This is a genomic window from Streptosporangium sp. LJ11 (assembly GCF_051918945.1).
Taxonomy (GTDB): domain Bacteria; phylum Actinomycetota; class Actinomycetes; order Streptosporangiales; family Streptosporangiaceae; genus Streptosporangium.
Genome location: NZ_JBPXMB010000002.1, coordinates 432,227 through 455,843 on the forward strand (window position 1 = coordinate 432,227; position 23,617 = coordinate 455,843).

Below are 23,617 nucleotides of genomic sequence, written 5' to 3' on the forward strand. Positions count from 1 at the left end.
CAGAAAGTCATTGCTTATGGAGGCTCAAGATTCTTCCGTACCCGACCGACATGTGAGACGCCCACGCGATCGGTTGAGACAACGGAAGGGAAACGGAACAGCCTGGAACGCCTGCGATCGGAACCTCTCCGGAGTCGGGCGTGGCTGCGGGGACGTTCCGTCTCTGTTCCGCCTCCGTTCCGGACCTGTTCAGCGAAGGTGTTGAGCTGGCGTAGCGCATGTGAAACGAAAACGGGAGCGTGCGGAACGCCACCGTCTGAAGCATCGTCGAGCGCCTCGTTGGTTCCGGTACCGTTCCGGGCTGTCCCGAGATCGGTCCACCACGATCTTCACGGAGCGGGTCATCTTTGGCGTTGGTAGGCATAAGGCAGCAAATTCCACGGCCCCGGCGAATCGTCGTCCGGGGCTCTTTGCGATACGGAGGTTTGATGTCTGTGTCCGAATCGGTGATCCGAGGGATCATCGTCACTACGATCTCTCTGATTCTGGGAGGAGTCGCGGTGGTGCTTGCGCTGCGTTCTGGCAAATCGACGCCCGCCGCACTGCTGATGGGGATGACCATCGCCATCGGCGCGCTGGGCGGGCTGGCCGCGCTGCTGTAGTTGAGCTTCCCCCGACGCAGGTGGAGGGGAGGCCATCGTCCCTTTCGGGAACATGGCCTTCTGCCTGTGGGAGGCGCCGGCCGTTGTCGGCTACGACCGGCGCCTTGAGGTTTTGAACGGTTGACCATCTCAACGCTCTGGGCCAGGACGCGCGGCAGGCGTGACGCCAGTTGGCGCAGGACCCCTGTCAGCCCGGGTTTCGGACACTGACGGGCGGGTGGCCGTCGCCCGTGAGTTCGAGCATGCGAGCCGGAGACGGCTCAGCCGGCGACGCGGAACCGGATGCTCGTCGCGTGCGGCACGTGGTTCAGGGCGATGCGTTCCAGCCTGACGTTGGTCCCGCCCGGGTGGTCGAACAGCCGGACGCCGTCGCCCAGCATGACGGGCGCGACGAACACGAGGATCTCGTCGAGCACACCCGCCTCGAAGCACTGCCGGGCGACGTCGGCGCCGAGGATGTTGACGTACCTGTCACCCGCGGCGGCCTTGGCCGCGGCGACGCCGCTGCCGAGGTCGTCGACGAAGGTGATGCCCGGCATCGGCGTGTCCGGGATCTGGTGGATGAGCACGAACTGCGGCCCGGTCCACGCTCCGCCGAACGGCTTCTCCTCCTTGTCGGTGCCTCGGTGGGGGTCGTCGCCACGGAAGGTGCGATTGCCGATGAGAAGCGCGCCGATCTCGCCGATGAGCTCGTCCACCGCCGGGTCGGGGCCGAGGTGCTCGGTCAGCCAGGACATGTCACCACCCGGACCGGCGATGAAACCGTCCAGTGACATGGTGACCGAATACAGCATCTTGCCCATGGGGTGCCTCCGTCAGGATCGATTGTGGTTGACCCGTTCTGAGACGGCGGATCGCGCGAAAACTCATCGGCCTCCGGGAGACAACGTCGTGGGCAGGGCGAACGCCGCGAACAGGCCGAGATCGTGGAAGGCCGTCATCTCCGCGATCCGGTCGTCCTCGATCCGTAGCACGCCGATCCCGAAGGCGCTGTAGACGGGCTCGCCGAGGCGCCGTACGTAAACTGCCGCGCCCGGCTGCCGGTTGGCCCGGACGGGCAGCATCCGGAACCGGCCCACGTAGTCGGGCGAGGCGGTGTCCCAGCTCGCCGCCAGCGTCGCCACGACCGCGTCGCGGCCCCGGAACCACATGGGCCACGGCGGCATCTCCGCCCGTACGTCCTCGGCCAGCAGGTCGGCGACCGCGGCGAGGTCGGCGCGTTCCATCGCGTCCATGTAGCGCCGCAGCACCGCCCGCTCCCGCTCGGTCGGCTCCGCCGGCGGCGCCCAGTCCAGGCGGCGCTGCGGCAGGTGCTCTTTCATCGTCGCCCTGGCCCGCTGCAACGCGCTGTTCACCGACGCCACGCTGCCCTCCAGCAGCGCCGCGGTCTGCTTGGCGGGCCAGCCGAGCACGTCGCGCAGGATCAGCACCGCCCGCTGCCGGGCCGGCAGGTGCTGGAGCGCGGCCAGGAACGCCAGCTCGATCGTCTCCCTGGTGACGGCCACGGAATCCGGCTCGGTCTCGCTCGGCGCGACCGGCTCCCACAGCCGGTCGGGGAACGGCTGCAGCCACGCGATGTCCGCGGGGGGCGACAGCGGGGCACTCGGATCCGACGGCCCTGACAGGTGGCGGGGGAGCACCCGGTGCGCCCGCCCGTCGAGGGCGTCGAGGCACGCGTTCGTCGCGATCCGGTACAGCCAGGCCCGGAACGACGAGCGCCCCTCGAAACCGCCGAGGTGCTTCCACGCGCGCAGGAACGTCTCCTGCGTCAGGTCCTCCGCCTCGTCGAACGAGCCCAGCATCCGATAGCAGTGCACCCGCAGCTCGCCCCGATGACGCTCGACGAGCGCCGCGAACGCGGGCTCGTCGCCCGCCCGCGCGGCGGCCACCACCGCGTCGCCGTCACCCGCGCCCACCCGACCGCCCTTCGCCCGTACTCCGGCCACCGGCCGGTCTTTGTCGGGAACCCTACGACAGACATGACGGAGGCGCGGCCCGGCGCTCCTCACGCGCCGGTGAACAGCGAAACGGGTGTGCCCCGGCGACCAGGGCACACCCGTCACTCACGAGAGGAAGGCTAGAACCAGCCGCGCTTCTGGGCCATGGACTGCAGGCCGCCGCGCAGCGACTGCTCCACCTGGCCCGGGTGGTCGTCGTAGCGGACGGTGAAGCGGCTGTAGGTGTCGTTGCTGGAGCCGAAGCTGCCGCGCTTGTCGGCCTCCAGGATGATGTCCATGGCCTGGGGGCCGGCGATGAAGGTGAGCTCCAGCTCGTTGAAGTGGCGGCGGTACTCGTGGCCCGCGTAGTACTCGATCTCCTGGAAGAACGGCATCCGCGAGCCGTGCAGGGTGCCCCGCTCCAGGTCGGCCTTCTTGAAGCGGAAACCGAGGTTGTCCAGCGCGCCGAGGACGTGGTCCTGGGCGGGCAGCGGGTTGACGAACAGCGGGTCGAGGTCGCCCTTGTCGAGCGCGCCCGCGAGGGCGAGCTCGGTGGAGACGCCGAGCTGCATGCCGCGCAGCGGGTGTCCGCCGATGGCGCTGATCGGGGTCTCCCAGGGGACCTGGATCTCGAAGGGGGCCGACTGCGGGGCGCCCGCGGCGAGGTGGAAGGGGCCGGTGATCTGCTGGCGCAGGAAGCTGTACGTCGACTTGTACTCGTTGTCGCCGCTCTCGACCTCGACGACGGCGGTGAAGTCGATGAAGATGCCCTCCACCTTGTAGTCGGAGCCGCCGCCGCGGAAGTTGACCTGTCCGCGCAGGACCTCGCCGGGCCGCACCTGCGAGTTCTGCAGCACGGTGTCGACCTCGACACCGGCGCCGAACGCGGCCATCAACTTACGGAACACCATCTAGGACTCCCAGGGGTTGGAGATTGTTCTCATCAAGGGCTTGTCAGGGGGCTTGGTGCTGCGGCCTGGCCTGGCCGTTGCCGCCGTTGCCGCCGCCGTTCAGCTGGGGCAGGATCTGGGCCATCAGCAGGGTGGACAGGGCGGAGGTGTCGCCGGAGGCGCCGGAGGTGCGGACGACGACGGGGCGCGGGGCGCTCTCGGCGAGCCTGGCGCCCACGTCGAGCCTGCGGCGGGCCAGCTCGTACTGGAGCACCGCGCGGTTGTCGCGGTAGGAGTCGGCCAGCCTGCGCAGCCCCTTCGCCTCGTTCTCGGCGGAGGTGAGCTCGGCCCGGCCCTTCGCCTCGATCTCCCAGCGCACCCGCTGCGCCTCGGTCTCGTGCTCCTCCAGCATGCGGGCGACGTCCTTACGGGCGGTGTTGGCGGCGGCTCTCACCTCGACGATACGCGCGTCGCGCGTCTTTTTGGAACGTTCGATCTCCATCAGCAGGGTGTCGATCCTGCGCTTGCGGGTGAGCTCCCACTCGCGCTCGAAGGCCGACAGCTCCTTGGCGACCTTCTCGCGGGTGGCCAGATGCTGCTGGTACTGGTCGGGCAGCTGCACGTCGGGGATGTTGGCGCCGGTGATGCGCACGCCGTACCGGCCGAGCTGGCGGGTGAGGAGCTCCTGCATGTCGCCGACGTCGGACCCGCGCAGGTCGTAGGCGCGCTCGGTGTTCACCAGGCGGCTGCGCTGGCGGATGGCGTCCTGTACGGCACTGCTGAGCACCAGGTCGAAGTTACCGGCGCCGATCGTACGGACGAAGGCCACCGGGTCGACGATGCGGAACTTCAGGAAGAACTCGATCGACTTGAGCGGGACGTTCTCCGCCGTCGGGCAGGCCACGATCGGCGCGGAGTAGGGGATCTCGGTGGAGGTGTCGACCACCGCGTCCACCCGGTCCCACGGCAGCCACAGGTAGTGGCGCCCCGGGGGCAGCGTGCCGACGATGGCGCCCCACCGGCTGCGCACGCCCGTGGTGCCCTCCTCGATCTCGATGATCGCCCGGCGCCACAGCCACACCAGCGCCGCGACCAGGGAGAACAACGCTCCGACCGCGGACAGGAAGGACAGCGCCCCGCCGGCGAACACCGCCGTGCCGGCCAGGTAGAGGGCGAGGAAGAGCAGTGCCACCCAGGCGAAGCCGCGACGGTCCTTGGGGATCACCACCGGGACCAGCTGGCCCGACTCGCCGCCGCGCAGCAGCTGGCGGATCTCCGACCAGGAGGCCAGGGATTCCTTGATCTTGGAGAACTCTCTGCCGCTCATCGGACCTCTTCCTGGACTTCCTGGGCGACCTGGCCCGCGACGGGGGAGGGGACGGGGACGACGGTGTCGGCGGGGGTGTTGAGCAGAGCGCTGATCTCCGCCCCGCGCTCCTCGACGCGGCCGCCGATCTCGCTCATCCGCGCCCTGATCGCGGCCATGTCCGCCTGGGAGAACAGCTGGGCCTCGGGGTTGCCGACCAGCTGCCTGGCCAGGGCGAGCAGGTCGATGTCGACGGCGTCGCCGACCTGCACCAGGCGCGGCAGGTGAGAGGCGACGGACTCCAGCTTGTCGAGCAGGTCCTGCTGGAAGCGGTAGTCGAGGATCTCCGGCGCCTCGGCGGCGCTCAGCGAGCGGATGTCCAGCGCCTGCGCCTCCAGCAACGCCGCGTTGGCCTTGGCGGTGGACTCCGCCTCCACCAGCCGCTGACCGCCCTGGGCCTTGGCCTGGTGGGAGGCGCGCTCCAGCGCGGTGTCGATCCTGGCCTGGTGCCCGGCGATCTCGGCGTGGATGGCCGACAGCTGCTCCTGCAGCCCGGCCAGCTCCTTGATCAGGTCGCCCTCGTTCTGCTCCTTGCGCAGCTGGAGCTCGTACTCGTAGGTGTACGCCTCCTTGGCGACCCTGATCATCTCGGGGGCGGCCAGGTCCATCCGGTACTCCTGGCTGGACGGCTCGGCGTGCGTGATGTTGACGTCGGTGAGCCGTACGGCGGGCAGGAACTGCTGGTTGAGGTTGTCCAGCATGCCCATGGTGCTCTCGCCGACCAGGTCGTAGATCTCCTCGGCGCGCTGGGCGTAGATGAGGGAGCGGGTGACCTCGCTGATGGCGTTCTGCAGCTTGGCCTGGAAGCCGCTCACCGAGCCGAGCACGAAGATGAACTCGGCCGGGTCCTCGATCCGGAACTGCAGGAACAGGTCGACGCTGGCCTTGACGCCCTGCTGGGTAGGGGCCTCGCGGATGGGCGCGTTGAAGGGGTACTCGCGGGTGGTGTTGACGATGTAGCTGACCCGCTTCCACGGGTTGAACAGCGTCACCCGGCCGGGCTCGGCGATCTGCACGAGCTTGCCGAACTTCGTGATCAGGGCCTTGCAGCCCTCGGGCACCATGACCACGCTCCTGCGCCACCACAGGAACGCCGCGGCCAGCACGAGCACGGCCCAGTAGTGCGGGCCGAACAGCACCCGGGCCCCCTCGGGCAGGCCGGTGGCGACGAGCCCGACCAGGCCGAGCCCGGCCAGCACGACCAGCGGGACGACCACCCTGGCGGTGGTGCCCTTGGGGATCACCACGGGGGAGATGACGTGGACCGGCTCGCCGTTCGGGCCGTTGCCGCTGAAACTCCGGTTGACGATCTCCCCGGCCTCGTTGAGCGGGGCGCTGCGGGCCTCGATCACCGTGCCCAGGGACGAGCCCTGGTCGCGGGCGGCCATGAAGTCGGAGGGGTTGAGCGCGAAGCCTTTCTCGCCGGCGGAACCGCCTGAGCCGCCGGAGCCGGTGTTCCCGGCCACCTGGCCCATGAACTGCTCGGCCACCTGCCCGGCGTACTGTCCCGCCGACTGGCCGGCGTACTGCCCCACGGCCTGCCCGACGACCTGGCGCACGTCGCCGCCCTGTCCTATGGCCTGGGCTGCGGCCCTCGCGTACTGCGCGGCTTCTCTTGGCCGGGACATCACACCTCCGGGATGGTGATAGATCGATAGCCCGATATATCACGCTTTGTGATCATTGGCACGCAAGACAGTCAAGGGGATCCCGCTTGCGGATCGCTTGCCACGCGGTTGACGCCGGTCCACCCGTGCGCGGACCTATGAAGAAGGATTGTCGGTCACGCCGCCTACAGTGGGACAGGTGAGGCCGGTAACAGATTTGCAGCGCAGGGTGGCGCCCTTCGAAGTCGTCACCGACATGACCCCATCGGGCGACCAGCCCGCCGCGATCGCCGAGCTCGAACGGCGCGTCAAGGCCGGCGACAGGGACAACGTCCTGCTGGGCGCCACGGGCACGGGCAAGACCGCCACGGTCGCCTGGCTGATCGAGCGCCTCCAGCGGCCGACCCTGGTCATCCAGCCCAACAAGACGCTCGCCGCCCAGTTCGCCAACGAGCTGCGCGAGATGATGCCCAACAACGCGGTCGAATACTTCGTCTCCTACTACGACTACTACCAGCCCGAGGCGTACGTCCCGCAGAGCGACACCTACATCGAGAAGGACTCCTCGATCAACGAGGAGGTCGAGCGGCTGCGCCACTCGGCGACCAACTCGCTGCTGACCCGCCGCGACACGATCGTGGTGGCCTCCGTGTCGTGCATCTACGGCCTGGGCACCCCGCAGGAGTACGTCGACCGCATGGTCAGGCTCAAGGTCGGCCAGGAGATCGACCGCGACACCCTGCTGCGCCGCCTGGTCGACATGCAGTACACCCGCAACGACATGGCCTTCACCCGGGGCACCTTCCGGGTGCGCGGCGACACCGTCGAGATCATCCCCAAGTACGAAGAGCTCGCCGTGCGGATCGAGATGTTCGGCGACGAGATCGAGAAGCTCGCGACGATGCACCCGCTCACCGGCGAGGTGATCACCGAGGACGAGGAGCTCTACATCTTCCCCGCCTCCCACTACGTCGCGGGCGCCGAGCGGATGGAGAGCGCCGTCCGGGGCATCGAGGCCGAGCTGGCCGAGACCCTGGAGACCATGGAGCGCCAGGGCAAGCTCCTGGAGGCCCAGCGGCTGCGCATGCGCACCACCTACGACCTGGAGATGATGCGCCAGATCGGCACCTGCTCCGGCATCGAGAACTACTCGCGCCACATGGACGGCCGCACCCCGGGCAGCGCGCCCAACACCCTGCTCGACTACTTCCCCGAGGACTTCCTGCTGGTCCTGGACGAGTCCCACCAGACCGTCCCGCAGATCGGCGCGATGTACGAGGGGGACGCCTCCCGTAAGCGCACCCTCGTCGACCACGGCTTCCGCCTGCCCTCCGCGATGGACAACCGCCCGCTGAAGTGGGAGGAGTTCCTGGAGCGGATCGGTCAGACGGTCTACCTGTCGGCCACCCCCGGCTCCTACGAGCTGGGCCGCTCCAAGGGCGACGTGGTCGAGCAGGTCATCCGGCCGACCGGCCTGATCGACCCCGAGGTGATCGTCAAGCCGACCAAGTCGCAGATCGACGACCTGGTCCACGAGATCCGCACCCGCACGGAGAAGGACGAGCGGGTCCTGGTCACCACGCTGACCAAGAAGATGTCCGAGGACCTCACCGACTACCTGCTGGAGCTCGGCATCCGGGTCCGCTACCTGCACAGCGAGGTCGACACCCTGCGCCGCATCGAGCTGCTGCGCGAGCTGCGGATGGGCGAGTTCGACGTGCTGGTCGGCATCAACCTGCTCCGCGAGGGTCTCGACCTGCCCGAGGTGTCGCTGGTGGCCATCCTCGACGCCGACAAGGAGGGCTTCCTGCGCTCGGAGACCTCCCTGATCCAGACCATCGGCCGCGCGGCCAGGAACGTCTCCGGCCAGGTGCACATGTACGCCGACCGGGTCACCCCCTCCATGGAGCGGGCGATCGACGAGACCAACCGCCGCCGGGCCAAGCAGATCGCCTACAACGAGGCCAACGGCATCGACCCGCAGCCGCTCCGCAAGAAGATCGCCGACATCCTCGACTCGCTCAACCGCGAGGACGCCGACACCGCCCAGCTCCTCGGCGGCAGCGGCCGCCAGCAGTCGCGCGGCAAGGCCCCCGTCCCCGGCTTCGCGATCAAGCAGGCGGGCCAGCACGCCAGGACGATCGCCGGAGAGATGCCCAGGGCACAGCTGGAGGCGCTGATGGAGTCGCTCACCGAGCAGATGCACCAGGCCGCCACCGATCTCCAGTTCGAGGTCGCCGCCCGGCTCCGCGACGAGATCAAGGAGCTCAAGCGGGAGGTACGCGACATGCGCGAGGCCGGGGTCTCCTGACCCGGCCGCCTTCCGGATGGTCCGATACGCCGCGGGCGCGACCGGTCGCCGAAGACGACGGGAGGACCGGGGGCCACGCGGGGGAGCGAAGCGTCCGGGAGGCGCAGCCGGGCCGGGGGAAAACGGCTCGTCCGTCGCGGGCGCGGCCGGATACGGTCGCCGTATGCGACGGTGTGACGGCTGCGGCTGCTGGGAGTACGGCGGAGCGCCCGGCTGTGCCCGGTGCGCGGCGCTGGTCGACCGGATCGTCGAGGACGGCTGGCGGGGGTTCCTGCGAGAGCGGTTCGGCGCGGCCGGGCCGTCCGCCGGACATGGCGGGGCAGGACCGGCCGCCGGGTCCGGCGGGGTGGGACTCTCCGCCGAGGAGGAGTCGGCGATCGCCGAGATGGTCGCCGACGAGCCCGACCGGCACGACTGGCGGGTCGTCGACGGCGCCCTCGACCGGCTGGTCTGCCCCGGCTGCGGGACCCGGCTGGGCAGGGGTCCTCTGGGCTGCCCGCCCTGCGACCTCGCCGACGGCTTCCGCTACTCGGCCGTCGAGACCGACCGCCCGGGCGTCCCGCCCGGCAACGAGCACGCGATCAGGGTCGGCGTCTCGGTGATCCGCGCCGGGCACCGGCAGTCGCCGAGCGCCCTGCTCGGCTGGCGCCTCGGCCTGCCCGCCCTGCTCGACGGTTTCCTGCCCACCACCGCCCAAGCCCAGGCCATGCGCGCCCGCATCAACGCCGGAGCCGGCTACGACGATCTCGCCGGGATGTGGGACTCGTCGAACGCCTCCGGCGCGGAGGCCCCCGGCCCCGGCCGCCGGGAGGATGTCAGGAACCGATGAATTCACCGAGATCGAGATCGATGTCGACCTCGAAGCCCACATCCGCCTCACCGTGTGCGGCTCGCGGGCCGTTCGGGACGCGACGACCACGAGAGGTCGCCGGCGGGTTTCGCCGGTGACCGGCCCGGCGACCGTCCCCCCGCGGCGGGAGCCGCCGTGAGGGGACGGTCAGCGGGAGTCGTCGGGGTGGGTGCGGTTGATCATCGTGCGGTTGTACAGCTCGTCGATCTGGTCCAGCGGGTCGGGGGCGCGGCGGCGTGCCTCGATCTCCAGGTCGGTGCGCCCCTGGATCTCCTCGATGCTCCCGGCCGAGTGCGCCATCTGGTCGTTGCGCAGGTCGGCCCTGATCCTGGCGCAGGACGTGGTCAGCTTGGCGTGGTGTTCGCGCAGGCGGCCCAGCGCCGTGTGGTCGATGTAGGGCGAGACCCGGCGCTCCTGGGCGTAGTGGGCGAGCTGGGCGTCGAGCTGGTCGGCGTGCACCGAGATCTCCGCCACGAGGTGGGGCAGGTCGCCCAGGCCCCAGCCGTCGCGCAGCGCGTGATCCACGGCCTGGCGGGTCAGGGAGACCTCGCGCCGCAGGTCGATGCGCATCCGCTCGGTCTCCGCGGCGTCGCCGGTGCCCATCGCCGCCACGTGGGTCGCGACCCTGGTGGAGACGGCTCTGGCCTTCTTCGTGGCCTTCCTGCCGACCTTGACCAGAAGGTAGATCCCGACTCCTCCCAGGAGGAGGAAGAAGAACATGATCACCAGCAGGACGATGAGGAAATCGCCGATCGGAGCCACCTCCCGACAGGGGCTGGACAGGGTGTTTCGAGCATAGCCCGCGCCGCGGTCCCCGCGCGGGCGTCAGGCCTCGCGGGGTCGGCCGGTGCGGAGAGGGATGCCGCGCCCCCGGCGGGGTGCGCGGCGCCGGTCATGACGGGCACCGCGGTGTGGTTCGCGACAGGGACCACACCGGGGCCTGTGACGGTGTCGCGCGGGTGCGGTCTCATCGCAGGCTCGGGGCGGCCTCTCGCCGCCGTCGCCGTATCCTGCGGGTCGCCCACCAGGCGAACAGCGCCAGCCCCGCCACCACCACGACGACCAGGACCGGCAGGAAGATCGCCACCAGGCTGATGCCCAGTGCCCCGGCGTCCTCGACCGTGCTGACCACGGGCGCTCCCACCCCGGCCGTGGTGGCGTTGACCACGGGCCTGGTGGTCGCCTTCATGGTGTGCACGGCGAGGGCGATCGCGATGCCCAGCACCCAGCTGAGCCAGGGGTTGTGGGCCATCCAGGTCGAGCCGTCCAGCCGGGCGGCGGCCTCGGTGGCGCTGAAGACCACGCCTCCGGAGGCGGGGCGGACGACGGTCTGGATCATGTCGTTGACGCTGTCGACCACCGGGACCTTGTCGAGCACGAACTCCGCCAGGAGCAGCACGCCGATGATCCCGAGCACCCAGCCGTTGGACAGCCAGGCGAACTCCTGCGGCAGCCGTACGTGGTCGGTGAAGTTGGCGAGCAGGCCGACCACCAGCAGCGGGATGTAGGCGTTGAGCCCGGCCGCGGTGGAGAGTCCAAGGCCTGTCAGTGCCGCGAGCATCGCACCTCCGTAGTGTCTCTCTCCTCCTTCAACGGTTCCCGGCCGTCGATCGATCCCGATCCGTCCCCTATCGCGATATCACTCCGGTCTCGGTGTCCACAGTGTCCCTGGCGTCCCTGGCGTCCCTGGCGTCCCTGGCGTCCCGGACGTCCCGGACGTTCCCGGCCTCCGCGACCTCCAGGTGGGGTGGCAGCCACCCCTGGCCCGGTACGTAGTGGCGCACCACCTTGGCGGGGATGCCCGCGATCACGCTGTGGTCGGGGAACTCCCCGCGCACCACCGCCCCGCCCGCCACCACGCACTGCCTGCCGATCCGGGTGCCCGGCAGGATGATCGCGCCGGTGCCCAGCCACGAGCCCGACCCGATCGACACCGGGTTGTTGCGCGGCCACTGGCGGCCGATCGGCGCCTCGGGGTCGTCGTAGACGTGGTTCTGGTCGGTGATGTAGACGTACGGGCCGGTGAAGACGTCGTCGCCGATGTCGATCGACTGGTGGCCCACGATGTGACTGCCCCTGCCGATGGAGCAGCCCCCGCCGATCCGCACGATCGAGTCCGGGCCCAGGTCCACCCCGGGGCCCATGCCCGTGGAGATGGAGACCCGCTCGCCGATCAGGGTGTGGTCGCCGATCTCGATCCAGGCCTCGCCGAAGACGGCTCCGAGCGGGAACGACAGGCAGGTGCCCTCGCCGAGGCGCCGGAAGCGGTATCCGGCGGGGCTGGCGGGGGTGACGGCGCCGGCCGTGCGGACCGCCTCCCAGATCCGGTGGACGAGGCTGCCCAGGGCACGCCGTACCGCACCATGAAGTGACATAACGGATCAAATTACCGCTTGGTTGTGTTTGAGGAGAATGTGGGTGGGGGGTTGTCCGGGCACTTCGCCTGCACCGTTTGATATTCTGAGAGCCCGTGGACCTGTAGGCCATTCATCAGGGTGCGCCGACGATCTGTAACGACCACGGGAGCCTTCTTGCGCAGCGCCGCACACACCAAGCATCTGTTCGTCACCGGCGGCGTCGCCTCCAGTCTTGGGAAGGGACTGACGGCCTCCAGCCTCGGGCGCCTCCTCAAGCTGCGCGGCCTGCGGGTCACCATGCAGAAACTCGACCCCTATCTCAACGTCGACCCCGGCACGATGAACCCGTTCCAGCACGGTGAGGTGTTCGTCACCGACGACGGCGCCGAGACCGACCTCGACGTCGGCCACTACGAGCGGTTCCTCGACACCGAGCTGCACGGCTCGGCCAACGTGACCACCGGCCAGGTCTACTCCAACGTCATCGCCAAGGAGCGCCGCGGCGAGTATCTCGGTGACACCGTGCAGGTCATCCCGCACATCACCAACGAGATCAAGGACCGCATCCGGTCGATGGCCGGACCCGACGTGGACGTGGTCATCACCGAGGTCGGCGGCACCGTGGGCGACATCGAGTCGCTGCCCTTCCTGGAGGCCGTCCGCCAGGTCCGCCACGAGGTCGGGCGCGACAACGTGTTCTTCCTGCACGTCTCGCTGCTGCCGTACATCGGGCCGAGCGGTGAGCTGAAGACCAAGCCGACCCAGCACTCGGTCGCCGCGCTGCGCAGCATCGGCATCCAGCCCGACGCGATCGTCCTGCGCTCCGACCGCCCGGTCACGAACGCGCTCAAGCGCAAGATCAGCCTGATGTGCGACGTGGACGAGGACGCGGTCGTCTCCGCCATCGACGCCGCCAGCATCTACGACATCCCCAAGGTCCTGCACTCCGAGGGCCTGGACGCCTACGTGGTGCGCCGCCTGGGCCTGCCCTTCAGGGACGTCGACTGGAAGGAGTGGGAGCAGCTCCTGCGCCGGGTGCACCGCCCGGCCAACGAGGTCACGATCGCGCTCGTCGGCAAGTACATCGACCTGCCCGACGCCTACCTGTCGGTGACCGAGGCGCTGCGCGCGGGCGGCTTCGCCAACGACGCCCGCGTCAACATCCGTTGGGTCAAGAGCGACGACTGCGAGACCCCCGAGGGCGCGGCCCGCGAGCTCGACGGCGTCGACGGGGTCCTGGTCCCCGGCGGCTTCGGCGTGCGCGGCATCGAGGGCAAGGTCGGCGCGATCCGTCACGTCAGGGAGAACAAGATCCCGCTGCTCGGCATCTGCCTGGGCATGCAGTGCATGGTCATCGACGCCGCCCGCAACCTCGCGGGCATCGAGGACGCCGGCAGCACCGAGTTCGACGCCGAGACCACCCACCCGGTCATCTCCACCATGGCCGACCAGGAGGACGTCGTCTCCGGCGAGCGCGACATGGGCGGCACCATGAGGCTGGGCCTCTACCCGGCCAGGCTCGGCGAGGGCACGCTCGCCCGCCAGCTGTACGGCATGGCGAAGGTGGACGAGCGCCACCGCCACCGCTACGAGGTCAACAACTCCTACCGCGAGCAGCTGGAGAAGGTCGGCATGGTCTTCTCCGGCCTCTCGCCCGACGGCCGCCTGGTGGAGTACGCCGAGCTGCCCGCCGACGTCCACCCCTTCTTCATCGGCACCCAGGCGCACCCCGAGTTCCGCTCCCGGCCGACCCGGGCGCATCCGCTGTTCAAGGGCCTGATCGGCGCCTCCCTGACGTACGCCGACATCCGCGGCACCGCCGCCAAGGCGGGGCGGGGAAAGTGAGCGGCTCGCGAGCGGAGGCGGGCACGGGGGAAACCCAGGAGGGCCAGGACGGCCGGGACGGCCAGGACGTCGTGGACGTTCCCGAGGAGTGGAAGGTCGCCTCCTCCACCGAGCACTTCCGCGCCCGCGTCATCGCCGGGGTCACCGACGCGGTCGTGATGCCGGACGGCGAGGTCGTCGACCGCGACTACGTGACCCACCCGGGCTCCGTGGCCGTCGTCGCCCTCGACGAGCGGGGGCGGATCCTGCTGATCCGCCAGTACCGTCACCCGGCACGGCGGCTGCTGTGGGAGCTGCCCGCGGGGCTGCGCGACGTCGAGGGCGAGGCCCTGCAGGCCGGGGCGGCCCGCGAGCTCGCCGAGGAGGCGGGCTACCGGGCGGGCACCTGGCACACCCTGATCGACGCCTTCACCTCGCCCGGGATGAGCGACGAGCGCACCCGCATCTTCCTCGCCAGGGACGTCAGTCCCATCCCGGAGGGGGAGCTGGACTTCGTCCACCGGCACGAGGAGGCCGACATGCCGGCGGTCTGGATTCCCCTGTCCGACGCGGTTCGGCGTGCCATGGCGGGAATGATCCACAATTCCCAAGCCGTGGCCGGTATTCTCGCCGCATACGCCGCTTCGGCGGACGGATTCGCCTCACTGCGGCCCGCCGACGCACCGGAGGCATGACAGGAGGACACCCTGAGCGAGACGGAGGCCGTCCTGTCCAGTTACCTCGCCCACCTGGCCGTGGAGCGGGGCCTGGCCGCCAACACCCTGGCCTCCTACCGCCGTGACCTCCTGCGGTACGTGGAGCATCTCAAGCAGCGCGGCCGCGTCACCTTCGGCGAGGTCGCCGAGGGTGACGTCACCGCCTTCGTGGCGGCGCTCAGGGAGGGCGACGGGGGACACCAGGCCCTCGTCGCCGCCTCGGCGGCGCGGGCCGTCTCCGCGGTGCGCGGCCTGCACCGCTTCGCGCTGAGCCAGGGCGTCTGCCGCCACGACCCGGCCCACGAGGTGCGCTCGCCGCGCCAGCTCAGGCGGCTTCCCAAGGCGATCAGCGTCCGCGACGTGGAGCGGCTGATCGCCGCCTCGGGGCCCGACGGAGCCCCGCTCACGCTGCGTAACCGGGCGCTGCTCGAGCTGCTGTACGGCACCGGGGCGCGCATCTCCGAGGCCGTGGGGCTCACCGTCGACGACGTCGACCTGGGGGCCGAGGCCCAGCGGGTGCGCCTGCGCGGCAAGGGCGGACGGACCCGGCTGGTGCCCCTGGGCGGCTTCGCGGGGGAGGCGCTGCGCGCCTACCTCACCCGCGCGCGCCCGCGCATCGCCTCACACGGCCGGGGCACCTCGGGGCTCTTCCTCAACGCCAGGGGCGGGCGGCTCACCCGCCAGGGCGCCTGGGAGGTCCTCCAGGCCGCCGCCGAGCGTGGCGGGCTCGAAGGAGTGTCGCCACATATGTTGCGACATTCGTTCGCAACCCACCTCCTTGACGGGGGTGTGGACGTTAGGGTGGTTCAGGAACTACTCGGCCACGCCTCGGTGACCACCACCCAGGTGTACACACAGGTCACGGTCGACAAACTCCGCGAGGTCTATGCCGTCGCGCATCCGCGCACGCGGGATTGACCTTGCTTATGTCCGGGCGTGCCGCCTTGCCGCATACGTGTTGACGCCATAGTGTCCGTCCGGACGGTCCGGTTAGAGGCCGTCAGGGAGGTTCGACTGGTGACTGTGACCACCGACGGTTCTATCCGGGGAACGACCCCGGCAAACCCCGAGAATCCCTGGGGCGACACCAAGACCGCCGGGACCCCTCGCAGCGGGGGAGTCCTCGGCCCGACCGGGCGTCCCCGGCCGGTCTTTCCCGACCCGCCCCCCCGTACGGTGCACGGGCCGGCGAGGGTCGTCGCCATGGTCAACCAGAAGGGTGGCGTCGGCAAGACGACGACCACCATCAACCTGGGCGCCGCGCTGGCGGAGGCCGGGCTCAAGGTCCTGCTGGTCGACTTCGACCCGCAGGGCGCCCTCTCGGTCGGCCTCGGGATCAATCCCCTCCAGCTCGACCTGACGGTCTACAACCTCCTCATGGAGCGGCAGATCACCGCCAGGGACGTGCTGCTGGAGACCGGTGTCGAGGGCATGGACCTGCTGCCCAGCAACATCGACCTTTCGGCCGCGGAGGTCCAGCTCGTCACGGAGGTCGCCCGCGAGCAGGTGCTCGGCCGGGTCATCAAGCCCCTCCTGCCCGAGTACGACGTGTGCCTGATCGACTGCCAGCCCTCCCTGGGACTGCTCACGATCAACGCGCTGGCCTGCGCGCACGGAGTCATGGTGCCGCTGGAGTGCGAGTTCTTCGCGCTGCGCGGTGTCGCGCTGCTCATGGACACCATCATCAAGGTCCAGGAGCGCATCAACGACGAGCTGGTCATCGAGGGCCTGCTCGCCACCATGTACGACGCGCGCACCCTGCACGGCCGCGAGGTGCTGGCCCGGGTGGTCGAGGCCTTCGACGAGAAGGTCTACCACACGGTGATCAACCGGACGGTTCGCTTCCCCGACGCCACCGTGGCCGGTGAGCCCATCACCAGCTTCGACTCGTCGTCGCTCGGCGCCAGCGCGTACCGCGAGCTCGCCAGGGAAGTCCTGGCCAGGTGGGCCGCGCTGGAGCGGTGATCCCGCCCCCGGGTGCGGGACAATGGCGGGATGACCGAGCAGCCGAAGACCGACGATGACACCTTCAAGGTGCATCTGGAGGTCTTCGAGGGTCCCTTCGACCTCCTGCTCGGTCTGATCTCCAAGCACAAGCTGGACATCACCGAGGTCTCGCTCAGCCAGGTGACCGACGAGTTCATCTCCTACATCCGGGCCAGGGGCCCGGAGTGGGACCTGGACCAGACGAGCCACTTCCTGCTCGTCGCGGCGACCCTGCTCGATCTCAAGGCCGCCAGGCTGCTGCCCTCGGGCGAGGTCGACGACGAGGAGGATCTGGCTCTCCTGGAGGCCCGTGACCTGCTGTTCGCCCGCCTCCTGCAGTACCGGGCCTATAAGGAGGTCGTCAAGGTCTTCTCCAGCCGGATGGCCGAGGAGGCGCTGCGCTTCCCCCGTACCGTGCCGATGGAGGCCGAGTTCGCGAGCCTGCTGCCCGAGCTGATCCTCGGCATCGGCCCCGACCGCCTCGCGGAGATCGCTCAGCGGGCCTTCGCCCCCAAGGTGCCCCCGTCGGTCTCGACGGCCCACATCTACCAACCGCTCGCCAATGTCCGCGAGCAGGCGGTTATCCTTGTCGAGCGGCTGCGGCGGATGCGCCGGGCGACTTTCCGGGCCCTCACCTCCGACTGCGCCGGAACCTTCGAGGTCGTGGCGCGTTTCCTGGCCGTCCTGGAGCTCTACCGGGAGGCGGCCGTGTCCTTCGAGCAGGTGGAGCCTCTCGGAGAGCTGCACGTGACCTGGACCGGCAGCGACGACGGCGACGTCGCCGTGGCCGACGACTACGACGAGACCCCGAACAGCCCGAAGAGAGAGCCCGCCGATGACTGACCTGGCACCCGAGCCCGGTTCGCGTACCGAGGTCGGCCCGTCCGCCGAGCCGGGCCCGCGCGCCGAGCCGGACCTGCGCGCCGGGCTGGAGGCCATCCTGCTGGTGGTCGACGAGCCCGTCGCCGAGGTGACGCTCGCCCAGGTTCTGGAACGGCCCGTCCACGAGATCGGGCGGGCGATCCGCGAGCTCTCGGCGGAATACACCGCCTCCGGACGGGGTTTCGACCTGAGAGAGGTAGCGGGCGGCTGGCGGTTCTACACGCGGGCCGAGTGCGCGCCACTCGTGGAGCGGTTCGTCCGCGACGGCCAGCAGACGCGCCTGACCCAGGCCGCTCTGGAGACCCTGGCCGTGGTCGCCTACCGGCAGCCGGTGAGCCGGGCCCGGGTGGCGGCCATCCGCGGTGTCAACAGTGACGGCGTCATGCGCACACTGATGACGAGGGGGCTGGTCGAAGAGGCCGGCACCGAACCGGAGAGCCAAGCCGTGCTCTACCGGACGAGTTCGTATTTTCTCGAGCGGATGGGCCTGCGGGAGCTCGACGAGCTTCCCGAACTGGCACCCTTCCTGCCCGACGACATGGAATCCCTAGAGGAGCAGAAGTAGTGAACAACAGGCGCAGTACCCCGTCCGGTGATGGACGCGGTCAAGGCCGTGGCGGAGCCCCGCGCGGTGGCAATCCCCGTGGGGGCTCGCAGTCCGGCGGATTCCGCGGCGGCTCCTCCCGGGGCGGGTCCTCCTCCGGGGGGTCCCGCGGTGGCTCCCAGGGCGGTTTCCGCTCCGACGGCCCGCGTCGCGACGATCGCGGGGGTTCGTCGTCCGGTGGTTTCCGTTCCGACGGTCCGCGTCGTGATGATCGCGGTGGGTTCCGGGCGGAGCGGGACGGTTCGCGCGGCCAGTACGGCGGTGGCAGGCCCTCGGGCGGTTCCCAGGGGGGTTCGCAGGGCGGTTACCGTTCCGACGGCCCGCGCCGTGACGATCGCGGTGGTTTCCGCTCCGACGGCCCGCGTCGCGATGACCGCGGGGGTTCGTCGTCCGGTGGTTTCCGTTCCGACGGCCCGCGTCGCGACGATCGCGGGGGTTCGTCGTCCGGTGGTTTCCGTTCCGACGGTCCGCGTCGTGATGATCGCGGTGGGTTCCGGGCGGAGCGGGACGGTTCGCGCGGCCAGTACGGCGGTGGCAGGCCCTCGGGCGGTTCCCAGGGGGGTTCACAGGGCGGTTACCGTTCCGACGGCCCGCGCCGTGACGACCGTGGGGGTTCGTCGTTCGGTGGTTCGCGGGGTGGTTTCCGTTCTGACGGTCCGCGTCGCGACGACCGCGATGGTTTCCGTTCGGACGGCCCGCGTCGCGACGATCGCGATGGCTTCCGTGCCGATGGTCCGCGTCGTGATGATCGCGGTGGGTTCCGGGCGGAGCGGGACGGTTCGCGCGGCCAGTACGGCGGTGGCAGGCCCTCGGGCGGTTCCCAGGGGGGTTCGCAGGGCGGTTTCCGCTCCGACGGCCCGCGCCGTGACGACCGCGGCGGCTTCCGCGCCGACCGTGACGGCTCGCGCGGCAGGCCCGGCTCCGACCGCGGCCGCGGCGACGCGCCCGCCGGTGGCTCCCGTGGCCGCTTCGGCAGGACCGGGCGCCGGGACGACGTCCAGACCATCGGTGGCGGCAGCGCCGGGGCGTACGGCGAGCGCCGGCCCCCCGCGGACCGCTCCGGCGACCGATCCGCCGGCCGGGCTCCCGCGGCGAAGGCGCCGCTCAGGCCGGGCACGATCGCGAACGACCGGTTCAAGACCGCTCGCCAGCCCAAGCGCGACTCCGACTTCTACGACCGCGACTACGTCGACGAGCGCGACACCACCGAGGTTCCCGACGGCATCCGGCTGCAGAAGGTCCTCGCCCAGGCGGGCGTCGCCAGCCGCCGGGCCTGCGAGGACATGATCGGTGAGGGCCGGGTGACGGTCGACGGCCAGGTGGTCCGCCGCTTCGGCGCCCGGGTCGACCCCGCCAAGCAGGTCATCCACGTCGACGGCAAGCGCCTGCCGACCATGCCCGACCTGGTCTACCTCGCGATCAACAAGCCGATCGGCGTCGTCAGCACCATGTCCGACCCGGACGGCCGCCCCTCGCTGGCCGACTTCGTGGCCGACCGCACCGAGCGGCTGTTCCACGTGGGACGCCTCGACACCGAGACCGAGGGCCTGATCCTGCTCACCAACGACGGCGAGCTGGCCAACAGGCTCACCCACCCGAGCTACGGCGTCCAGAAGAAGTACTGGGCGAAGGTTCCGGGCCGGATCGAGCGCGACCTCGGCCGCCGCCTGAAGAAGGGCGTCGAGCTGGAGGACGGCCTCGCCAAGGCCGACTCCTTCGCCCTGGTCCAGGAGCACGGCCAGCAGGCGCTGATCGAGATCGTGCTGCACGAGGGCCGCAAGCACATCGTCCGCCGCATGCTGGAGGAGGTCGGGCACCCGGTCATCGACCTGGCCCGCATCGAGTTCGGCCCGGTCAAGCTCGGCCGCCTCAAGCCGGGCACCGTGCGTGCGCTGACCCTCACGGAAGTCGGGGAACTCTACGCCGCAGTCGGGTTGTAGCCTTCCCTGAACGCGTGTTAGGACGCGCCGGATCATCCTCGGGGGTGGTCCGGCGCGGAGGGACTGGAGGAACGACGATGGTGCGGGCGATCCGCGGTGCGATCCAGGTCGAGTCCAACGACCGGGACGACATCCTGTCCGGGGTCACCGAACTGGTCGCGGAGGTGATGGGGCGCAACAGGCTCACCACCGACGACGTGATCAGCGTGATCTTCACGGCCACGCCCGATCTCACCGCCGAGTTTCCCGCCCTGGCCGCCCGCAAGCTCGGCTTCCACGACGTTCCGCTGATCTGCGCCTCCGAGATCGACGTTCCCGGCGCGCTACCCCGCGTGGTGCGGCTGATGGCCCACGTCGAGGTCGACCGGCCCCGCCAGGACATCCAGCACGTCTACCTGCGTGGCGCGGTCGCCCTTCGCGTGGACATCGCCCAGTGAGCCCCTTATGCGGCACCACCTCCAGGGAGCGCGCGTGAGCGGCCTCGGAAGCGTCCTGGTCGTCGGCACGGGACTGATCGGCACCTCGATCGCGCTGGCCCTGCGCGAGCAGGGCGTGGCCGTCCACCTGGCCGACCGCGACGCGGGATCCCTGCGGCTGGCGCGGGAGCTGGGCGCCGGCGTCGAGTGGGCCGAGGGCGTGACGGTGGACGTCGCGATCATCGCGGTCCCGCCGCAGGCGGTCGCGGAGCGGCTCGCCGCCCTCCAGAAGGCCGGTGCGGCCCGTTTCTACACCGACGTGGCCAGTGTCAAGGCGCTCCCGCTCAGGGAGGCCGCGAGCCTCGGCTGCGACCTGACGACCTACGTCGCCGGGCACCCGCTCGCCGGACGCGAGCGCTCCGGGCCCGCCGCGGCGCGGGCCGACCTGTTCCTCGGGCGCCCGTGGGCGCTGTGCCCGACCGAGGACACCTCGCCCGACGCCGTGGAGGCCCTGTACGGGCTCGTCAAGCTCTGCGGCGGCGAGGCGGTCAGGATCGGCGCCGAGGAGCACGACAGGGCCGTGGCGGTCGTCTCACACGCCCCCCACGTGACCGCCTCCGCGGTGGCCGCCCGTCTCGCGGAGGCGCCGGCCGCCGCGCTCGGCCTGGCCGGGCCGGGGGTACGCGACGTCACCCGCATCGCGGCGAGCGACCCGAGGCTCTGGACCGGGATCCTGTCGGGCAACGCGCTGCCGGTGGCCGAGGTGCTGGAGGCGGTGGCGGCCGACCTGGCCGCCGCGGCGGCCTCGCTCCGTACCTCGGCCGGCTCCGGCGATCCCGACGCCATGGCCCGCGTCACCGAACTGCTGCACCGGGGCGTCGCGGGTACGGGCCGGATCCCCGGCAAGCACGGCGGTCCCGCGCGTACCTACGCGGCCGTCCAGGTCATCGTCGGCGACCGGCCCGGCGAGCTGGCCCGGCTGTTCCAGGCGGCCGAGGAGGCGGGCGTCAACATCGAGGACGTCCGGCTCGAGCACGCCCCCGGCCTGCCGCTGGGCGCCGCCGAGCTCTGGGTGCAGCCGGAGGCGGTGACGGCGCTGGCCGAGGCCCTGCGGGAGAACGGCTGGCACCTGCCGTGACCCCGTCCGCCTTCTCGCTCGATGCGCGGTTCCTTCCCGGCTCCCGGTAGCCTCGTACGGACAACTGAAGCGGGCTGCAAGGGAGAGGCGTCGTGACCGGACTGGTCGTCGCCATGGACGGTCCTTCGGGATCGGGTAAGTCGAGCGCGTCACGAGGGGTGGCGCGAGCCTTGGGGCTGCGTTACCTCGATACCGGCGCGATGTACCGGGCGATCACCTGGTGGATGCTCCAGCGGGGCGTCGACCTCGCCGATCCCGAGGCGATCGCCGCCAGGGCGCTCGACCCGGTCCTCACACTGGGCACCGACCCGGACCTCGCGGTGGTGGCGGTCGACGGCGTCGACGCCGTCGCGCCGATCCGCACCGCCGAGGTCACCGCGGCCGTCTCGGCGGTCAGCGCGGTGCCCGAGGTACGCCACCGCCTGGTGGCCGAGCAGCGTGAGATCATCGGTTCGGGCGGCATCGTCGTCGAGGGCCGGGACATCGGCACGGTGGTGGCGCCCGGCGCCGCGGTCAAGATCTACCTGACCGCGAGCGCGGACGCCAGGGCACTGCGCCGCACGGCGGAGCTCACCGGCACCACGGTGGCGGCGCAGCGGGCCGCGATGGCCCGCCGCGACACCCTCGACTCGACCAGGAAGGCAGACCCGCTGGCGAAGGCGGCCGACGCCGTCGAGCTCGACACCACGGCGCTGAACCTCGAAGAGGTCATCGCCGAAATACTGCGTGTGATTAAGGAAAAGGCGTGACCGGGGTATACGACGACGAAAACGGCTGGATCGACGCGGAGCTCGCCGATTCAGGGACCGACGACAGCTCGCAGCGGGATGTGGGGCCCGACACGGCCCCGCAGCCGGTAGTGGCCGTGGTGGGCCGCCCCAACGTGGGCAAGTCCACCCTGGTCAACCGGATCATCGGCCGCCGGGAGGCGGTCGTGGAGGACGTGCCGGGGGTGACCCGCGACCGGGTCACGTACGACGCCACCTGGCGGGGACGCCGGTTCACGGTGGTCGACACCGGAGGCTGGGACCCCGACGCGACCGGCATGGCGCTGAAGATCGCCGAGCAGGCCCAGGTCGCGGCCGAGCTGGCCGACGTGATCCTGTTCGTGGTCGACGCCGTCGTGGGCGTGACCGACGCGGACGAGATCGTCGGCCACGTGCTGCGCGGGTCCGGCAAGCCGGTCATCCTCGCCGCCAACAAGGTCGACAACCAGCAGATGGAGCTGGAGGCCGCCGGGCTGTGGGCCCTCGGCCTGGGCGAGCCGCAGCCGGTCTCGGCCCTGCACGGACGCTCCAGCGGCGACCTGCTGGACGTGATCCTCGACAAGCTGCCGGAGACGCCCGAGCAGCGTTTCGGCCCCGAGCGCGGCCCGCGCAGGGTCGCCCTGGTCGGCAAGCCCAACGTGGGCAAGTCCTCGCTGCTGAACAAGCTGGCGGGCTCCGAGCGCGTGCTCGTCGACCCGATGGCGGGCACCACCCGCGACCCGGTGGACGAGCTGGTCGAGCTCGGTGGCAAGACCTGGCGCTTCGTCGACACCGCCGGGATCAGGCGGCGTGACCGCGAGCTCAAGGGCGCCGACTTCTACGCGAGCATGCGCACCCGGGGAGCCCTGGAGCGCTCGGAGATCGCGGTGGTGCTCATCGACGCCAGCGACGTGCTGACCGAGCAGGACCTGCGGATCATCTCCCTGGTGATCGAGTCCGGCCGGTGCATGGTCGTGGCGTTCAACAAGTGGGACCTGCTCGACGAGGACCGCCGTTACTACCTGGAGAAGGAGATCGACCGTCAGCTCGTCCGCGTGCCGTGGGCGTTGCGGGTCAACATCTCCGCGAAGAACGGCTGGCACGTCGACCGGCTCGTCCCCGCGATCGAGAAGGCGCTCGACTCCTGGTCCACCCGGGTGCCCACCGCCCGGCTCAACGCCTTCCTGACCGACCTGGTCGCGGCCACCCCGCCGCCGGTCCGCAGCGGCAAGCAGCCCAAGATCCTCTTCGCCACGCAGGCGTCGACGGAGCCGCCGAAGTTCGTGCTGTTCACCTCGGGCTTCCTGGAGGAGACCTACCGCCGCTTCATCGAGCGCCGGATCCGCGAGGAGTTCGGCTTCGCCGGGTCGCCCATCGAGGTCACCATGAAGATCCGCGAGAAGCGCCAGGGGCAGAAGAAGAAGTAGAGGCGGGGGTCCCGCCCC

General features: G+C 70.6%; 23 protein-coding genes. 14 read left to right on the forward strand and 9 right to left on the reverse strand.

Features of this window, described 5'->3' with window-relative positions:
- Positions 1-428 precede the first annotated feature (428 nt).
- Positions 429-602 carry a hypothetical protein gene (locus ACTOQ3_RS04335; protein WP_440082091.1) on the forward strand — a complete coding sequence of 58 codons (174 nt, stop codon included), beginning with the start codon at positions 429-431 and terminating at the stop codon, positions 600-602.
- Positions 603-862: 260 nt separating this feature from the next.
- On the opposite strand, the gene ACTOQ3_RS04340 is transcribed toward ACTOQ3_RS04335, so the two are convergent.
- The 5 genes from ACTOQ3_RS04340 to ACTOQ3_RS04360 all read right to left on the reverse strand — a co-directional run bounded on the left by ACTOQ3_RS04340 (position 863) and on the right by ACTOQ3_RS04360 (position 6,423).
- Positions 863-1,405, reverse strand: coding sequence for a dihydrofolate reductase family protein (locus tag ACTOQ3_RS04340; RefSeq protein WP_440082092.1), 543 nt, complete (start codon positions 1,403-1,405; stop codon positions 863-865).
- 63 nt (positions 1,406-1,468) lie between these two features.
- On the reverse strand, positions 1,469-2,548 hold the full coding sequence (locus tag ACTOQ3_RS04345) for a sigma-70 family RNA polymerase sigma factor (protein ID WP_440082093.1): 1,080 nt from the start codon (positions 2,546-2,548) through the stop codon (positions 1,469-1,471).
- Positions 2,549-2,679: 131 nt separating this feature from the next.
- Positions 2,680-3,450 carry a sporulation protein gene (locus tag ACTOQ3_RS04350; protein ID WP_440082094.1) on the reverse strand — a complete coding sequence of 257 codons (771 nt, stop codon included), beginning with the start codon at positions 3,448-3,450 and terminating at the stop codon, positions 2,680-2,682.
- 43 nt (positions 3,451-3,493) lie between these two features.
- Entirely contained in the window at positions 3,494-4,756 is a 1,263-nt protein-coding gene (locus ACTOQ3_RS04355) for an SPFH domain-containing protein (RefSeq protein ID WP_440082095.1), read from the reverse strand.
- Positions 4,753-6,423: an SPFH domain-containing protein gene (locus ACTOQ3_RS04360; protein WP_440082096.1), complete on the reverse strand. Its 1,671-nt coding sequence runs from the start codon at positions 6,421-6,423 to the stop codon at positions 4,753-4,755. The genes ACTOQ3_RS04355 and ACTOQ3_RS04360 overlap by 4 nt, the downstream gene beginning before the upstream one ends.
- 178 nt (positions 6,424-6,601) lie before the next feature.
- Between ACTOQ3_RS04360 and uvrB the strand changes: the two genes are divergently transcribed.
- Complete coding sequence (gene uvrB / locus ACTOQ3_RS04365) at positions 6,602-8,713, forward strand: excinuclease ABC subunit UvrB (protein WP_440082097.1); 2,112 nt, start codon at positions 6,602-6,604, stop codon at positions 8,711-8,713.
- Between the two features lie 163 nt (positions 8,714-8,876).
- On the forward strand, positions 8,877-9,542 hold the full coding sequence (locus ACTOQ3_RS04370) for a hypothetical protein (RefSeq protein WP_440082098.1): 666 nt from the start codon (positions 8,877-8,879) through the stop codon (positions 9,540-9,542).
- 168 nt (positions 9,543-9,710) lie between these two features.
- Here ACTOQ3_RS04370 and ACTOQ3_RS04375 read toward each other — a convergent pair whose 3' ends face one another.
- From ACTOQ3_RS04375 to ACTOQ3_RS04385, 3 genes are all read right to left on the reverse strand, one after another.
- Positions 9,711-10,325, reverse strand: a complete 615-nt coding sequence (locus ACTOQ3_RS04375) for a hypothetical protein (RefSeq protein WP_440082099.1) — start codon at positions 10,323-10,325, stop codon at positions 9,711-9,713.
- A gap of 205 nt (positions 10,326-10,530) precedes the next feature.
- Positions 10,531-11,124 (reverse strand): DUF4126 domain-containing protein, encoded by a 594-nt coding sequence (locus tag ACTOQ3_RS04380; RefSeq protein WP_440064903.1) that lies wholly within the window; start codon positions 11,122-11,124, stop codon positions 10,531-10,533.
- A 67-nt stretch (positions 11,125-11,191) separates the two neighbouring features.
- Positions 11,192-11,938 carry an acyltransferase gene (locus tag ACTOQ3_RS04385; RefSeq protein ID WP_440082100.1) on the reverse strand — a complete coding sequence of 249 codons (747 nt, stop codon included), beginning with the start codon at positions 11,936-11,938 and terminating at the stop codon, positions 11,192-11,194.
- A 156-nt stretch (positions 11,939-12,094) separates the two neighbouring features.
- Here ACTOQ3_RS04385 and ACTOQ3_RS04390 point away from each other — a divergent pair, with 156 nt between their 5' ends.
- The 6 genes from ACTOQ3_RS04390 to scpB all read left to right on the forward strand — a co-directional run bounded on the left by ACTOQ3_RS04390 (position 12,095) and on the right by scpB (position 17,893).
- On the forward strand, positions 12,095-13,765 hold the full coding sequence (locus ACTOQ3_RS04390; protein WP_440082101.1) for a CTP synthase: 1,671 nt from the start codon (positions 12,095-12,097) through the stop codon (positions 13,763-13,765).
- Between the two features lie 71 nt (positions 13,766-13,836).
- Positions 13,837-14,439, forward strand: a complete 603-nt coding sequence (locus ACTOQ3_RS04395) for an NUDIX domain-containing protein (RefSeq protein ID WP_440082185.1) — start codon at positions 13,837-13,839, stop codon at positions 14,437-14,439.
- A 12-nt stretch (positions 14,440-14,451) separates the two neighbouring features.
- Complete coding sequence (locus ACTOQ3_RS04400; RefSeq protein ID WP_440082186.1) at positions 14,452-15,378, forward strand: tyrosine recombinase; 927 nt, start codon at positions 14,452-14,454, stop codon at positions 15,376-15,378.
- A 99-nt stretch (positions 15,379-15,477) separates the two neighbouring features.
- A complete protein-coding gene (locus ACTOQ3_RS04405) occupies positions 15,478-16,425 on the forward strand; it encodes a ParA family protein (protein WP_329093373.1) in 948 nt (315 codons plus the stop codon).
- A gap of 30 nt (positions 16,426-16,455) precedes the next feature.
- Positions 16,456-17,289 carry a segregation and condensation protein A gene (locus ACTOQ3_RS04410; RefSeq protein WP_440064898.1) on the forward strand — a complete coding sequence of 278 codons (834 nt, stop codon included), beginning with the start codon at positions 16,456-16,458 and terminating at the stop codon, positions 17,287-17,289.
- Positions 17,282-17,893: an SMC-Scp complex subunit ScpB gene (gene scpB / locus ACTOQ3_RS04415; RefSeq protein ID WP_440082102.1), complete on the forward strand. Its 612-nt coding sequence runs from the start codon at positions 17,282-17,284 to the stop codon at positions 17,891-17,893. The genes ACTOQ3_RS04410 and scpB overlap by 8 nt, the downstream gene beginning before the upstream one ends.
- A gap of 602 nt (positions 17,894-18,495) precedes the next feature.
- On the opposite strand, the gene ACTOQ3_RS04420 is transcribed toward scpB, so the two are convergent.
- Positions 18,496-19,302, reverse strand: a complete 807-nt coding sequence (locus tag ACTOQ3_RS04420; protein ID WP_440082190.1) for a hypothetical protein — start codon at positions 19,300-19,302, stop codon at positions 18,496-18,498.
- Here ACTOQ3_RS04420 and ACTOQ3_RS04425 point away from each other — a divergent pair.
- The 5 genes from ACTOQ3_RS04425 (at position 19,216) to der (ending at position 23,599) form a co-directional block, all read left to right on the forward strand.
- On the forward strand, positions 19,216-19,872 hold the full coding sequence (locus ACTOQ3_RS04425; RefSeq protein WP_440082103.1) for a pseudouridine synthase: 657 nt from the start codon (positions 19,216-19,218) through the stop codon (positions 19,870-19,872). The genes ACTOQ3_RS04420 and ACTOQ3_RS04425 overlap by 87 nt on opposite strands.
- A 77-nt stretch (positions 19,873-19,949) precedes the next feature.
- Positions 19,950-20,309 carry a chorismate mutase gene (aroH, locus tag ACTOQ3_RS04430; protein ID WP_362676088.1) on the forward strand — a complete coding sequence of 120 codons (360 nt, stop codon included), beginning with the start codon at positions 19,950-19,952 and terminating at the stop codon, positions 20,307-20,309.
- 7 nt (positions 20,310-20,316) lie between these two features.
- Positions 20,317-21,426, forward strand: a complete 1,110-nt coding sequence (locus tag ACTOQ3_RS04435; RefSeq protein WP_440082104.1) for a prephenate dehydrogenase — start codon at positions 20,317-20,319, stop codon at positions 21,424-21,426.
- A gap of 92 nt (positions 21,427-21,518) precedes the next feature.
- Positions 21,519-22,175 (forward strand): (d)CMP kinase, encoded by a 657-nt coding sequence (cmk, locus tag ACTOQ3_RS04440; RefSeq protein WP_440082105.1) that lies wholly within the window; start codon positions 21,519-21,521, stop codon positions 22,173-22,175.
- Positions 22,172-23,599 carry a ribosome biogenesis GTPase Der gene (der, locus tag ACTOQ3_RS04445; protein WP_440082106.1) on the forward strand — a complete coding sequence of 476 codons (1,428 nt, stop codon included), beginning with the start codon at positions 22,172-22,174 and terminating at the stop codon, positions 23,597-23,599. The genes cmk and der overlap by 4 nt, the downstream gene beginning before the upstream one ends.
- Positions 23,600-23,617 lie beyond the last annotated feature (18 nt).